Source organism: Streptomyces sp. NPDC000151 (assembly GCF_040301705.1).
GTDB lineage: Bacteria > Actinomycetota > Actinomycetes > Streptomycetales > Streptomycetaceae > Streptomyces.
The window spans coordinates 36568-49601 of the sequence record NZ_JBEPFC010000017.1; the positions used below are offsets into that span (position 1 = coordinate 36568).

The 13034-nt window shown below is 72.6% G+C and carries 13 protein-coding genes; 7 read left to right on the top strand and 6 right to left on the bottom strand.

The genetic code is table 11. From position 1 onward, the window contains the following. Positions 1–28 precede the first annotated feature (28 nt). On the bottom strand, positions 29–796 hold the full coding sequence (gene map / locus ABT381_RS08270) for a type I methionyl aminopeptidase (protein WP_351589582.1): 768 nt from the start codon (positions 794–796) through the stop codon (positions 29–31). 103 nt (positions 797–899) lie between these two features. Between map and ABT381_RS08275 the strand changes: the two genes are divergently transcribed. Continuing rightward, positions 900–1181: a helix-turn-helix domain-containing protein gene (locus ABT381_RS08275; RefSeq protein ID WP_351589585.1), complete on the top strand. Its 282-nt coding sequence runs from the start codon at positions 900–902 to the stop codon at positions 1179–1181. A 291-nt stretch (positions 1182–1472) separates the two neighbouring features. Here the strand turns inward: ABT381_RS08275 and ABT381_RS08280 are convergent, their stop codons facing one another. Then, positions 1473–2048 carry a TerD family protein gene (locus tag ABT381_RS08280; RefSeq protein WP_351589588.1) on the bottom strand — a complete coding sequence of 192 codons (576 nt, stop codon included), beginning with the start codon at positions 2046–2048 and terminating at the stop codon, positions 1473–1475. Between the two features lie 204 nt (positions 2049–2252). On the opposite strand from ABT381_RS08280, the gene arfB reads away from it, so the two are divergent. Beyond that, positions 2253–2690 carry an alternative ribosome rescue aminoacyl-tRNA hydrolase ArfB gene (gene arfB, locus ABT381_RS08285; protein WP_351589591.1) on the top strand — a complete coding sequence of 146 codons (438 nt, stop codon included), beginning with the start codon at positions 2253–2255 and terminating at the stop codon, positions 2688–2690. An 86-nt stretch (positions 2691–2776) separates the two neighbouring features. On the opposite strand, the gene ABT381_RS08290 is transcribed toward arfB, so the two are convergent. Next, the gene (locus tag ABT381_RS08290; RefSeq protein ID WP_351589706.1) at positions 2777–3352 is read right to left on the bottom strand and encodes a flavin reductase family protein; all 576 of its coding nucleotides are present in this window, start codon (positions 3350–3352) and stop codon (positions 2777–2779) included. 483 nt (positions 3353–3835) lie between these two features. On the opposite strand from ABT381_RS08290, the gene cdgB reads away from it, so the two are divergent. After that, the gene (gene cdgB / locus ABT381_RS08295; RefSeq protein ID WP_351589594.1) at positions 3836–5500 is read left to right on the top strand and encodes a diguanylate cyclase CdgB; all 1665 of its coding nucleotides are present in this window, start codon (positions 3836–3838) and stop codon (positions 5498–5500) included. A gap of 351 nt (positions 5501–5851) precedes the next feature. Next, the gene (locus tag ABT381_RS08300; protein WP_351589597.1) at positions 5852–6799 is read left to right on the top strand and encodes a CBM35 domain-containing protein; all 948 of its coding nucleotides are present in this window, start codon (positions 5852–5854) and stop codon (positions 6797–6799) included. A gap of 16 nt (positions 6800–6815) precedes the next feature. On the opposite strand, the gene pfkB is transcribed toward ABT381_RS08300, so the two are convergent. From pfkB to ABT381_RS08315, 3 genes are all read right to left on the bottom strand, one after another. After that, positions 6816–7745 carry a 1-phosphofructokinase gene (gene pfkB / locus ABT381_RS08305; protein ID WP_351589600.1) on the bottom strand — a complete coding sequence of 310 codons (930 nt, stop codon included), beginning with the start codon at positions 7743–7745 and terminating at the stop codon, positions 6816–6818. 225 nt (positions 7746–7970) lie between these two features. Further along, positions 7971–9128, bottom strand: coding sequence for an N-acetylglucosamine-6-phosphate deacetylase (nagA, locus tag ABT381_RS08310; protein ID WP_351589605.1), 1158 nt, complete (start codon positions 9126–9128; stop codon positions 7971–7973). Beyond that, positions 9128–10093, bottom strand: a complete 966-nt coding sequence (locus tag ABT381_RS08315; RefSeq protein ID WP_351589609.1) for an ROK family protein — start codon at positions 10091–10093, stop codon at positions 9128–9130. The genes nagA and ABT381_RS08315 overlap by 1 nt, the downstream gene beginning before the upstream one ends. Before the next feature lie 357 nt (positions 10094–10450). Between ABT381_RS08315 and ABT381_RS08320 the strand changes: the two genes are divergently transcribed. The 3 genes from ABT381_RS08320 (at position 10451) to otsB (ending at position 12991) form a co-directional block, all read left to right on the top strand. After that, a complete protein-coding gene (locus tag ABT381_RS08320) occupies positions 10451–11728 on the top strand; it encodes an extracellular solute-binding protein (protein ID WP_351589612.1) in 1278 nt (425 codons plus the stop codon). Between the two features lie 77 nt (positions 11729–11805). Then, positions 11806–12051 (top strand): DUF3263 domain-containing protein, encoded by a 246-nt coding sequence (locus tag ABT381_RS08325; RefSeq protein ID WP_351589615.1) that lies wholly within the window; start codon positions 11806–11808, stop codon positions 12049–12051. A gap of 61 nt (positions 12052–12112) precedes the next feature. Continuing rightward, positions 12113–12991 carry a trehalose-phosphatase gene (gene otsB / locus ABT381_RS08330; protein WP_351589618.1) on the top strand — a complete coding sequence of 293 codons (879 nt, stop codon included), beginning with the start codon at positions 12113–12115 and terminating at the stop codon, positions 12989–12991. Positions 12992–13034 lie beyond the last annotated feature (43 nt).

A 13034-nucleotide genomic window follows, 5' to 3' on the forward strand; every position in this document is an offset into this window, starting at 1 on the left:
GCCCGGTTTACGGCACGGGCTCTCGCTCTCAGTGCTGGGTGAGGATGCGGGGGCCGTCGTCGGTGACGGCGATGGTGTGCTCGAAGTGGGCGGCGCGGCTGCCGTCCGTCGTGCGCAGGGTCCAGCCGTCGTCCGCCGCGTAGTACCCGTCGTCGCCGCCGGACAGGAACATCGGCTCGATGGCGATGACGAGGCCGTGGCGGAGCACGAAGCCGCGGCCGGGCCGGCCCTCGTTCGGCACCGCCGGATCCTCGTGCATGTGGCGGCCGATGCCATGCCCTCCGAAGTCCGCCGGAATGCCGTAGCCGGCGGCGCGGCCGATGCTGCCGATGGCGTGCGAGATGTCGCCGATGCGGGCGCCCACCACGGCCGCCGCGATGCCCGCCTCCAGCGCGCGCCGGGTGGTGTCCATGAGCCGCTGGTCCTCGGGGCTCGGCGTGCCGACGGCGACGGTGACCGCCGCGTCGCCCGTCCAGCCGTCCAGGGCCGCGCCGCAGTCGATGCTGAGCAGATCGCCGTCGCGCAGCCGGTACGGACCCGGGACGCCGTGCACGATCGCGTCGTTGACGGAGATGCAGAGGGTGGCGGGGAAGGGGACGGGGGCGAAGGACGGGCGGTAGTGGAGGAAGGGGGAGGTGGCTCCCGCCTCGGCCAGTACCGACCGGGCGACCTCGTCCAGTTCGCTCAGCCGCACGCCGGGCGCGGCTGCCGCGCGTACGGCCGTGAGGATGTCGGCGACGACGCGGCCCGCGGGGCGCATCGCTTCGAGAGCGGTGTCGGTCTTGATCTCGACCATGGGTGAACCTCCGTGATGCCGGCCGTGTGGCGCGGGAACGACTGACGATGCCGGTCGCCAATTCTTATACCGGTATTTCTTTACCGGTATTAGTATCACGGGTATGGTCCGTACACCTCTGACTCCATGGGAACGCGAGCGCGGCGAGCGGCTGGGTGCGCTGCTGCGGGCGGCGCGCGGCGATCGCAGCATGGTCGAGATCGCGGCGGCCGCGGGGCTCTCGGCGGAGACGCTGCGCAAGATCGAGACGGGGCGGGCGCCGACTCCGGCGTTCTTCACGGTCGCCGCGCTGGGCGCGACGCTCGGCATGTCCCTCGACGAACTGGCGACACTCGCCGCCCCCGCATCCGACCCCGCCACGTCCCCACCGGTCGAAGCCGCCTGACCCCCACCGGCGGGCCCGTGGCGACCCCCGCCGACCGAAGCCGCCCTGAGCGCCACCAACCGGCTTCAACGTCGCCTCGGGGTGGGCGGGAATGATGCCGGCGTCGCAGGCGCGGGCGGCCGTCGACCAGGTGCGTACGGGCCGGTCGGATGGCGGCGGGCCGCAGGTGGAGGAGGCGGCGTCATCATGACCGGCGTGTTGTCGAAGTCAGTACATCCGCGGGCCATATGCGGACAGCAAAGGCCGCCCGACCCGCTCAACGGCAGGTCGGACGGCCTTTCGTCAGCGTGATCAGACGTTGACGCCGAAGTCCTGGGCGATGCCGACCAGGCCCGAGGCGTAGCCCTGGCCGACGGCGCGGAACTTCCACTCCGCGCCGTTGCGGTAGAGCTCGCCGAAGACCATCGCGGTCTCGGTGGCCGCGTCCTCGCTGAGGTCGTAGCGGGCGATCTCGGCGCCGCCGGCCTGGTTGACGATGCGGATGAAGGCGTTGCGCACCTGGCCGAAGTTCTGGCTGCGGTTCTCGGCGTCGTAGATGGAGACCGGGAAGACGATCTTCTCGACGTCGGCGGGCAGCGCGGCGAGATTGACGTTGATCTGCTCGTCGTCGCCCTCGCCCTGGCCGGTGACGTTGTCACCGGTGTGCACGATGGACTGGTCCGGCGTGGCCTTGTTGTTGAAGAACACGAAGTGCTGGTCCGAGAAGACCTTGCCGCTCGGGTTGACCGCGATCGCGCTCGCGTCGAGGTCGAAGTCCGTGCCCGTGGTGGTGCGGACGTCCCAGCCGAGGCCGACCGTGACGGCGGTCAGGCCCGGAGCCTCCTTGGTGAGCGAGACGTTGCCGCCCTTGGACAGGCTTACAGCCATGGGAGTGCCCTTTCCTCGTCGAATCATCGGGCTCCGTACTCCGGACGAAGCTACCGTCACCCTGCACAACGTCAGCCGGGGACCAGGAGGTTCCAGCTTCCTTTACTTTCTTTGCCAAGCCCTGACGCCGTCCCCGTCGGCGCCGTTCGCGCGGCTGCCGAAATGCGGGTGACGGAACGGGGCCGGACGCGGGATCATGGGGGCATGTCCGGGCCCTATGTCATCCGCGGTTCGGTCGTCCTCCCGGAGTCGGAGCTCGTCTGGCGCTTCTCACGGTCTTCCGGGCCCGGCGGCCAGCACGTCAACACCTCCGACAGCCAGGTGGAGCTGCGCTTCGACCTGGCCGCGACCGATGCGCTGCCCGAGGTCTGGAAGGAGCGCGCGCTGCAGCGGCTGGAGGAGCGCGGGCGGCTGATCGACGGTGGCGTGGTGTCCGTACGGGCGTCCGAGCACCGCTCCCAGTGGCGCAACCGCGAGACGGCCGCGGTCCGGCTCGCGTCGTTGCTGGCGGAGGCGTCCGCGCCGCCGCCGAAGGCACGCCGCAAGACGCGGATCCCGCGCGGCATCAATGAGCGCAGGCTGCGCGAGAAGAAGCAGCGCGGCGACACCAAGCGCGGCCGCTCGGGCCGCGACTGGCACTGAGCCGCGACTGGCACTGACCGGGCCCAGGACAGGGCCGGACCCCGCCGGGCCCTGCCCCGGCCCGTGAGTACCGCAAGGACCTGGCCCTACCCCAGCTTCCGGTACCGCCCCCGGAAGTACGTCAGCGGGTTGCTCTCGATGTTCGGGGTGTGGGCGGTCAGTACGCGGCCGATGACGAGGGTGTGATCGCCGGCCACGACGCGCTGTTCCGTGCGGCACTCCATCGTGGCGAGGGCGCCCTTCACCAGTGCGGCGCCGGTCTTCTCGCCCCGTACGTGCGGGACGCCCGCAAAGAGCAGGCGGTCGCTGAGGCGGCCCTTCATGGAGAACTGGCCGGCGATGTTGCGCTGGCCCTCCGTCAGGACCGAGACGGCCCACAGGGGCTGCCGCTCCAGGATGTCGTCCATCCGTGAATCGTTGCGGACGCTCACCATCACCAGCGGCGGGTCGAGCGAGACGGACATGAACGCCGTGGCGGTCATCCCCGCGTCCTCACCGACCGGAAGGTCGTCCCCTGCCGGGTCGTCCTCGTCGGCAGGGTCGTCACCGTCGGCCGGATCGTCCTCCGGGTCGAGGGCGGTGATCAGTACGACCCCGGCGGCGAGCCGGGACAGGGCGGCACGGAACTCGTCGGCACTCACCCCACCAGCATGCGGGATCATCTCCGGATCAGGGCTGGTCTCCGGCGGCGGGCTCGGCTCCGGGCCCGTCCGCGGCCCGGCATCCCGGGCGGATCCGGTGTGCGGGTCGGTGACGGCGGCGGCAGGGTTGTTCGTGAACACGTCATGAACGCTAAACGGGACCGCGGGCGGCCCGCATCGGCCCCTGGGACCAGCCGCGTCCTAGGACCCGCGACGGAGTCCGCGGGGGCCAGGGGGCGGAATTTGCGTACAGGAAGTTTACGAATGCGTCGAAGAAGGTGACGAAGTGGACGTCGGGGAAGGGGGCGAAAAGGCCCGGAAGGGGCTTCGGACGGGCTCCGTAACTTCGCGGCGTGTTCTGTGACTTGAGTCACAGCAAGGGGTAATTGTTGACCCTGTGTACCGGGTGTACAGCTCACTGTGATTCAGTGGCCGTGGCAATCGGACGACTAGAGGACGACAAGAAGCCTGGAGTTGCTGTCGAGGTCTCAGGGAGAGCGAGCGATGGAGACCGAGTCGGAGCCGTACGTCCGTCTTGCGACCCTGCGGCAGCTGCACCAAGTGGTCGCCGACCTGAACACCGCACGCAGCCTTGCGGACACCCTGCAGGCCGTCGCCGACGGGGCGATCGGCGGGCTGGGCTATGAGCTCGCCGCGGTCAATCTCGTACGGCCCGACGGCGATCTCGTGGTGGCCGCGGTCGCCGGAAGCGCGGGCGCCGAGGCGCTGCTGTCCGGCCGCGTCGGCTCCAGGGAGTCCTGGGAGCGCCGGCTGGCCATGGGGGAGCGCTGGGGCGACCTCTGCTTCATCCCGTACACCCAGGGCTGGGTGCTGGACGACGACGATGTCCCCCAGTGGCACACCTCCGGGCCCGCGCCGCGCTTCCCGGACGAGTGGCATCCGATGGACCGCCTCTTCGCACCCATGTACGCGGCCTCCTCGGGTGGCGGCGACCTGCTCGGCGTGATCTCCGTCGACCGGCCGCGCAACGGCCGGCGTCCGGGTGCCTGGGGACGCGAGGCGTTGCAGATGTTCGCTTTCCAGGCCGCGATTGCGATCAGTAATGCCCGGCTGCGGGCAAACATGCAGCGTGCGCTGGTCCGGCTGGAGCGCGAGCAGCAGGCGCTGCGGGCCAGCGAGGAAAGCTTCCGGCAGGCATTCGAGTACGCGCCGAGCGGCATGGCCATCGCCGAGATGGGCGGCGACCAGCACGGCCGGCTGCTGCGGACGAACGACGCGCTGTGCCGGCTGCTGGGGCGGCCGGCGTCCGTGATGCGCCGGTACGCGTTCTCCGACCTGGTGCATCCGGAGGACATCGGGACGCTGCTGCGGACCTCGGCGGAGGGCGGCCGCGCCGAGCTGCGGCTGGCCCGCCGGGACGGCTCGTACGTCTGGGTGAGCCTGCGCAACAGCGTCGTGGCCGACACCGCCGACGGCCCGCGCTTCCTGCTCACGCACGTCGAGGACATCGAGGAGCGCAAGCGGCACGAGCTGCAGCTCGCCCACCGCGCCAGCCATGACGCGCTGACCGGCCTGCCCAACAGCGCCGAGCTGCGGACCCGGCTCAGCGCCCGGCTGTGCTCGCGGCCGCCGGGCACGGACGAGGCGGACGCGTTCGCCTCGGCGGTCGGCGGGGAGGACGACGGGCACGGCTTCCTGCCGGACGGCGGCGCCGAGACGTTCGAGGGCTTCCACCTCTCCCGTACGAGTGCCACGTACGACAGTCATGTCCACGCGGTCGCGCCGTCGGACGGGCCCGAGGACGACGGCGCCAAGGGGCTGGCCGTGCTCTTCTGCGACCTGGACGGCTTCAAATCGATCAACGACCGGTTCGGGCACCACACCGGTGACGCGGTGCTCATCGAGGTCGCCCGGCGGCTGACCAACGGCGTACGGGACGGGGACACGGTCGCCCGGCTCGGCGGTGACGAGTTCGTCGTGCTGGCGGACGGGCTGGGCAAGGCGGACGCCGAGGACCTGGCCGTACGCCTGCGGAACGCGATCATCCCGCCGATCCGGGTGGACGGCCGGGCCGTACGGGTCGGCGCCAGCTTCGGCATCGGCTGGGCCGGCTGCGGGATGTCGGCCGAGGAGGTCCTGCAATCCGCCGACCAGCGGATGTACGTCGAGAAGCGGTCCCGCTCGAAGGCGAACCGGCGGGTGAGCTGAGCGGCGGGTGAGCTGAGCGGCGGGCGCCCGGAGGAGCGGGCGCGCCTGCGTCCCCGGCAGCCCCTGCCCACCGCTTTGCGCCCCCGGCAGCCCCTTCGCGCCGTCCTTCGCCCCTCGGCAGGCCATGTGTCCGATGACACCTCCGGCCCGCCGGAGGCCGCCCGCACCGCGCTGACCGCCGCCGACCCCGCCGGGCGCCCGCTGTTCACCGTGCTGTAGTGATCTTGTGGCCGTACGGAACCGGCGTACGCGGCTCCGCACCGGGTAGGCTGCGCCGATGCGGCGCTGGCCGCCGGGGGCCTCACAATCACGTAGACATCAGTTTGCAAGACCGCTGGGGAGTGACGCGGAATGACGGCCGGTAGTAACGGCACGGACACGCCGGAGAACGACGATCCTTTCGGCTACCTCTACCGCTCGGAGGGCGGCGAGGCAGGCGCGCAGGGATCGGCGGGCGACGGCGCGGCGGTGCGGCAGCCGGGCGTTCCCAGGAGGTCGTACAACCAGGTGCGCGCGGTCGGCGAGCGCCAGTACGGCCAGCAGCAGTACGGCCAGCAGGCGCAGCAGCAGGCGTACGGCCGGCAGAACGCGCACTACGCGGCGCCCGAGACGCTGCCGAACGGTGGCCAGCGCCCGGCGGGCCCTGCGGGGCACGGTGCCGGCGCCGGTGACCAGGGCCCGCGCCGCAACCGCAACGGCCTGCTCATCGGCGCCATCGCCGTGGTCGCCGTGGTCTGCGTCGGCATCGGCGTCGCGATGATCTCCAACAGCGACGAGAAGAAGCCCGACGAGGCCGGCGGTGCCGGCACGTCCACCGGTCAGAGCCAGGAGCCGAGCGAGAAGCCGTCCGGCAAGCCCGCCGAGCTCGACCTGCCCAAGGCCGACGCGGGCAGCCTGCGGCTGGACGGCACGGCGACCACCGCCAAGGACATCCCGGGCGCCCGCTCGGCCGGCGGTCTGTACGTCACCGGCATGAACACGCCGGGTGCCGCCGCCACCTGGAACCTGGACGTGCCCAAGGACGGCCAGTACACCGTCTTCGTGGGGTACGGCGTGCCGGGCAAGGACGCCGACTCGACGCTGTCGATCAACGGCAAGGCCCGCGACTCGAAGCTCAACATGAAGAACTTCGCGGGGGCCAAGGAAGGCGACTGGGAGAAGGGCTGGACCCGGACCTTCGCCTGGGTCGACCTCACCAAGGGCACCAACACGATCAAGATCTCCTGCGAGCAGGGGAACCAGTGCGACTTCAACCTTGATCAGGTGTGGCTGAAGGCGGGTCAGGTCACCAAGCCGTAGCCGCGTGGCAGGCCGCTCACGCGGCCGCCGGGCCCTCCCTGACCTTGATCTGGTCCAGCAGTTCCCCGTACGTCGCGCGGTCGAATTCGCCCGCGGTCTGGGCGCGTACCGTCGCCGCCGACAGGGCCACCGCGCGGACCAGCCGGTCCGGCCAGGACAGCCCTTCCACCAGGCCGGACAGCAGTCCGGCCACCGCCGAGTCGCCCGCTCCCGTGGGGTTGCCCGCGATCCGCTGCGGCGGCGCGGCCTGCCAGGAGCCGTCCGCGGTCACCGCGAGCATGCCGTCCGCGCCGAGCGAGGCCGCGACCGTGTGCGCGCCCCGGCGGCGCGCGTCCCTGGCGGCCCGCAGCGGCTCGTTGTGCCCGGTCAGCGACGCCAGCTCGGCGGCGTTGGGCTTGGCGAGGTCGGGCCGCGCCGCGAGGCCGCGGCGCAGCGGCTCGCCGCTGGTGTCGAGGAGGACGGGGACGCCGGCCGCGCGGGCCGTACGGGTGAGCCGGGCGTACACGTCCACCGGCACGCCGGGCGGCAGGCTGCCGCACAGGGCCACCGCCTGCGCGTCGTCGAGGAGTTCGCGGTACGTGGTGAGGAAGGCGTCCCACTCGGCGGGGGAGACGGTGGGGCCCGGCTCGTTGAGCTGAGTGGTGTCGCCGCCCGCGGTGTCCACGACGGCGACGGTGCGCCGGGTGGCGCTGCCGATCGGTACCAGCGCGTCGGTGACGCCGGTCTCCTGGGCGAGCATGGCGCGCAGCGCGTCGCCGGTGCCGCCGCCGGCGAATCCGGTGGCGACGGTGTCATGGCCCAGGGCGGCGAGCACCCGGGCGACGTTCAGGCCCTTGCCGCCGGGGCGTTCGGACACCTCGGTCACCCGGTTGGTGCCGCGCGGGCGGAGCCGCGGTACCCGGTAGGTGATGTCGAGTGCGGCGTTCAGCGTGACCGTGAGGATCATGGTTCCCCCTCCCGCGCAGTGGTCGGACGGCCGTGGTGAGCGGCCGGTTACGGACGAGTGCGCGAGCGATCATGCCATCGCTGACGGCAGTTGGCACAGGGCGCGGGTGCCGCCCGGGCCGCGGATGCGGACCAATCGGCCCAGTGCGTGTCTTTCGGACCGGCCCGCCGGCAGACGCGCCCTGGTCCGGGCGGGGTGCCGCCCGGACCGTCCGCACCTGTTTCCTTACCCCGCCTGCGGTGGGCGTACCACCCACTCGCCCCTGCGCATGACGCCCACCAGGTCGTACGACGCGTCCAGTACGACCAGGTCGGCGTCCTTGCCGGGCTCGATGGAGCCGGTCCGGTCGTCGATGCCCAGCAGCCGGGCGGGGTTGGCGGACAGGGCCTGTACGGCCGCTTCGATGCCGAGCCCGTCGATCGTGACGGCCCGCTTGAACGCGCGGTCCAGGGTGAGCGTGGAGCCCGCGATCGAGCCGGCCGTGGGGCCGCCGTGGATGCGCGCGACACCGTCCTTGACCTCGACCTCCATGGGGCCGAGCGGGTACATGCCGTCGTTCATGCCGGCCGCGCCCATCGCGTCGGTGATGAACGCGACGCGTTCGGCGCCCGCGTGACGGAACGCCAGCTCCAGTACGGACGGGTGCAGATGGGTGCCGTCGTTGATCAGCTCGACGGTGATCCGTTCGTCCTCCAGGAGCGCGGCGATCGGGCCCGGGTCGCGGTGGTTCAGGCCCGGCATGGCGTTGAAGAGGTGCGTGGCGACGGTGGCGCCCGCGTCGATGGCCGCGCGCGTCGCGTCGTACGTGGAGTCGGTGTGGCCGATGGCCGCGATGACGCCGGAGTCGGCCAGCAGGCGTACGGAGTCCAGGCCGCCGGGCAGCTCGGGCGCGAGCGTCATCATCTTCGCCGTGCCGCGGGCCGCGTCGACCAGCTTGCGTACGGCCGATGGGTCCGGGTCGCGCAGCAGTTCGGGCTGGTGGGCGCCGCAGCGGTGCGCCGAGAGGAACGGGCCCTCGAAGTGGATGCCGGCCAGCTCGCCCTGCTCGACCAGCTCGGACAGCACGGCCGCCTGCCGGGCCAGGTCGGCCAGGTCGCCGGTGACGGTGGAGGCGGCCATGGAGGTGGTGCCGCGGCGGCGGTGGGTGTCGGCGACCTTCAGGCACTCCTCGGGGTCGGCGGAGGAGAAGGAGCCGCCGCCTCCGCCGTGTACGTGCATGTCCACGAAGCCGGGGACGATCAGATGCCCGGACAGGTCGACGGCGGTGCCGCCGGCCGCGGGGCCCACGGCGAGCCGGTGCCCGTCGACCGTGAGGGTGAGGCCGTCGACGACGCCCGCGGGCAGCGCCACCCGGGCGCCGCTGAGGATGGTTCGGTCCGCCATCAGGCAGTTACCTCCGTGGAGAGAAGATCCCAGGCCAGCAGTCCTGCGCCCAGGCAGCCGGCGGCGTCCCCGAGCGCCGCCGGAACGATCGGGGGGAGCGGCTGGAACGTAACCCGCCGCCGGACCGCCTCCCGCAGAGGCGCGAACAGCGTGTCGCCCGCCTCGGCGAGCCCGCCGCCGATGATCAGGACCCGCGGATCGAGCAGCGTGAGGCAGGTGACCAGGCCGTCCGCCAGCGCGTCGACGGCCTCCTGCCACACGGCCGCGGCCCGCGGGTCGCCGGACTCGACCGCTTTGGCGGCGTCCGCCGCCGTGGCGTCCGGGTCACCGCAGGCGGCGGCCCAGGCCCGGCCGACGGCGGCCGCGGAGGCCAGCGTCTCCAGGCAGCCGCGCTGCCCGCAGCGGCACGGCGCGCCCTGGGGGCGTACGACGATGTGCCCGATCTCGCCCGCGCTGCCGTGCGCCCCGGCTTCGATCCGGCCGCCGATGCCGATGGCGGCCGCGATGCCGGTGCCCAGCGGCAGGAAGACGAACCGGTCAGCGCCCTTGCCGGCGCCGATCCGGCCCTCGGCGAGCCCGCCGGTGCGCACGTCGTGGCCGAGCGCCACGGGGACGCCGCTGAGCCGCTCCGAGAGCAGGGCGCGCAGCGGGACGTCCCGCCAGCCGAGGTTGGCGGCGTACACAGCGGTGCCGGCGGCCTCGTCGATGATGCCGGGGACGGCGACGCCGGCCGCCGCCGCGGGGACGCCGTACCGCCGCGCACCCAGGTCGCGCAGCTCGGCGGCGAAGTCGAGGATCGTCTCGACCACCGCCTCGGGGCCGCGCTCGCGTCCGGTGGCGCGGCGTGCCTCGTGCAGCAGGACGGGGGGCCGGACCGGCGTGCCGTCGGAGGACGACGACTCCGTACCGACGAGTGCGGCCTTGATCCCGGTGCCGCCCACATCGAGCGCGATGACATGTCTCACGCGGCACAGTCTCCCGCGAGACGCCCCGAGAGGTCTAGTCCACTGCGGTGTCGGTGCCCGGGCGCCGGGGCGGAAGGCCGGTTCACGCGCTGTGTACGGGGAGTTGGGCGGCGGGCCGCGGGCGTGCCGCCGGCCGGTCGTCGGCGCGTCGCGGGCGCGGGACGGCCGGGTGGCGCTATGGAGGAGGCTCGCATTCCGGTTCGCTGATGCGAAATGGATACCTGGTTTGGTGTAGACCTTGTGACGGTGTGCGGGGCAGACTCGCAGCTCAGCGCCCGTCGGGGGGTGATCCCCACCGCCGCGGCGCGTCCCGGAACGTAGTGCACATCTGGACTCAAAGGGCGGAACAGGGCAGCAATGGCAGTACAGCGACGCTACAAGAGCCTGGCGGCGGCGGGTATCGCGACGGCCATGACACTGGCGCTGGCCTCCTGCTCCGGCGGCCCCGTCGGCGACGACGACGTCACCCTGAAGCTGGTCGCCGCCGACTACGGCGACAGCTCCGCCAACTCCAGCAAGCACTACTGGCACGACGTGGTCGAGGCCTTCGAGGCCAAGCACCCGCACATCAAGGTCGACGTCGACGTCTACAGCTGGAAGGACGTCGACAAGGAGGTCGAGAAGCGGGTCAAGGCCGGCAACGCCCCCGACATGGCCCAGATCGGCGCCTACGCCGACTACGCCGCCGAGGGCAAGCTCTACAGCGCCGACGACCTGCTCTCCATCAGCACCCAGGCGGACTTCACGCCCGGCCTCGCGGACGCGGGGGAGTACCACCGCGTCCAGTACGGCATGCCCTTCGGGGCCAGCACGCGCCGCCTCTTCTACAACAAGAAGCTCTTCGCGCAGGCCGGCATCGCGAGCCCGCCCAAGACCTGGTCCGACATCAAGCAGGACGCGCAGCTCCTGAAGGCCGCGGGCGTGAAGATCCCCTTCGCGCTGCCGCTCGGCCCCGAGGAGACCCAGGCCGAGACCATGATCTGGATGCTGAGCGGGGGCGGCGGCTACACCGACTCCATCGGCAAGTACACGATCGACTCGCGGCAGAACGTCCGCACGTTCAAGTGGGTCAAGGACAACCTCGTCGCCCCGGGCCTGACCGGCACCGACCCCGCGAAGCTCAACCGGCAGGACGGCTTCAACGCCTTCGCGAGCGGCCAGGCCGGCATGCTCAACGGCCACCCCACGCTGATGCAGCAGGCCAAGGCCAAGGGCATCGACTACGGCACCGTCGCGCTCCCCGGCATCACCGGCCCGGCCAAGTCCACCATGGGCGTCGCCGACTGGATGATGGGCTTCAAGCAGCACGGACACCGCGCCCAGATCGGCCAGTTCCTCGACTTCGTCTACAACCAGGACAACGTCATGCGGTTCTCCGGCGACTACGGCCTGCTGCCCGTCACCGTCTCCGCCTCCCAGAAGATGCTCGTGGACGACAAGTACAAGAAGCTGCACGGCTTCCTGAAGCAGCTGCCGGAAGCGGAGTTCTACCCCGCCGACAAGACCTCCTGGCCGCTGGTCAGCAAGACCATCAAGGCCAATATGGGCGGCGCGGTCGGGAAGAACGGCGACCCCGCGGCGGTGCTCACCGACATCCAGAACACCGCCAATGAGGCGGACAACGCGACGCAGTGACGCCCGTCGGGCCGCCCCCGCGGCCGCCCGGCCGGGTGATCAGTAGGGATGTCGTACCGCCGGGCTATCGTGGTCGTGTGGTCCCCGAATCGCCGTCCGAGCGGCTGTCAGCGCGCGACGAGGCCGTGCTCGCCGTGGAGCGCCGCTCCTGGGCGGGGCCCGGCGCCAAGGAGCGCGCGATACGCGAGCGGCTCGGCATCTCGCCGACCCGCTACTACCAGCTGCTCAACGCCCTCCTGGACGACCCGCGCGCGCTCGCCCACGACCCCGTGACGGTGAACCGGCTGCGGCGGGTGCGGGAGGAGCGCCGGGCCCGCCGCTGACGGCCCACGGATCGCGGTATGCGCCCCCCGTATGCCCCGCCCCACCGATAGGCTCGGCCCCATGGGCAGCCCCGAGAACCCCCTCGCGCAGCCGAAGACCGAAGCGGGCCGTGCGGGCCTGGCCGGCTTTCTCGCCCGGCCCGCCGACGCCGTCGTCGCGCTCGACTTCGACGGCACCCTCGCCGGCATCGTCCCCGACCCCGAGCAGGCCCGCGCCCACCCCGGCGTCGTCCGGGCGCTCACCCGCCTCGCCCCGCTGCTGCGCTCCGTCGTGGTGATCACCGGCCGCCCGGCGCAGACGGCCGTCCGGCTCGGCGGCTTCGCGGACGTGGCCGGCCTGGACCACCTCGTCGTCCTCGGGCACTACGGCGCGGAGCGCTGGGAGGCCGCCACCGGCCGGATCGAGGCGCCCGCGCCGCCGCCGGGGGTCGCCGCCGCGACCGCCGAGCTGCCCGGCCTCCTGGAGGGCTCCGGAGCCTGGCAGGGCGGGCCGGTCGACACCGCGATCGAGACCAAGGGTGGCCGGGCCGTCGCCGTGCACACCCGCCGCACCGCCGACCCGCAGGGCACCTTCGAGGCGCTGCGCGCGCCGCTGGCCGCGCTCGCCGAGCGGCACGGCCTGATCGTCGAGCCCGGCCGCTTCGTCCTGGAGCTGCGCCCGCCCGGCGTCGACAAGGGCGTCGCGCTCACGTCGTACGTCCGCGAGGTGGGCGCCGGCGCGGTCCTCTACGCGGGCGACGACCTCGGGGACCTGGCCGCCTACGCCGCCGTCGACGCGCTGCGCGCCGAGGGCCTGCCCGGAGTACTGGTGTGCAGCTCGGCAACGGTGGGCGAGGGCGCCGAGGAACTGGCGGCCCACGCCGACCTGGTCGTACCGGGCCCACCCGGGGTCGTGAAACTGCTGACGGGGCTGGCGGAGGCGCTGGCGACGCACGCCTGAGGGCGCGCCCCGCAGGGGCGCAGCCCCAGGGGCGCGGGGAACT

Bases quoted from the DNA above. Each gene is read 5' to 3' on its own strand.
- ABT381_RS08275 (WP_351589585.1), top strand. From the start codon at position 900: ATGGTCCGTACACCTCTGACTCCATGGGAACGCGAGCGCGGCGAGCGG.
- cdgB (WP_351589594.1), top strand. From the start codon at position 3,836: ATGGAGACCGAGTCGGAGCCGTACGTCCGTCTTGCGACCCTGCGGCAG.
- ABT381_RS08290 (WP_351589706.1), bottom strand. From the start codon at position 3,352: ATGATCCCGCATGCTGGTGGGGTGAGTGCCGACGAGTTCCGTGCCGCC.
- ABT381_RS08320 (WP_351589612.1), top strand. From the start codon at position 10,451: ATGGCAGTACAGCGACGCTACAAGAGCCTGGCGGCGGCGGGTATCGCG.
- map (WP_351589582.1), bottom strand. From the start codon at position 796: ATGGTCGAGATCAAGACCGACACCGCTCTCGAAGCGATGCGCCCCGCG.
- ABT381_RS08280 (WP_351589588.1), bottom strand. From the start codon at position 2,048: ATGGCTGTAAGCCTGTCCAAGGGCGGCAACGTCTCGCTCACCAAGGAG.
- pfkB (WP_351589600.1), bottom strand. From the start codon at position 7,745: ATGATCCTCACGGTCACGCTGAACGCCGCACTCGACATCACCTACCGG.
- otsB (WP_351589618.1), top strand. From the start codon at position 12,113: ATGGGCAGCCCCGAGAACCCCCTCGCGCAGCCGAAGACCGAAGCGGGC.
- arfB (WP_351589591.1), top strand. From the start codon at position 2,253: ATGTCCGGGCCCTATGTCATCCGCGGTTCGGTCGTCCTCCCGGAGTCG.
- nagA (WP_351589605.1), bottom strand. From the start codon at position 9,128: ATGGCGGACCGAACCATCCTCAGCGGCGCCCGGGTGGCGCTGCCCGCG.
- ABT381_RS08300 (WP_351589597.1), top strand. From the start codon at position 5,852: ATGACGGCCGGTAGTAACGGCACGGACACGCCGGAGAACGACGATCCT.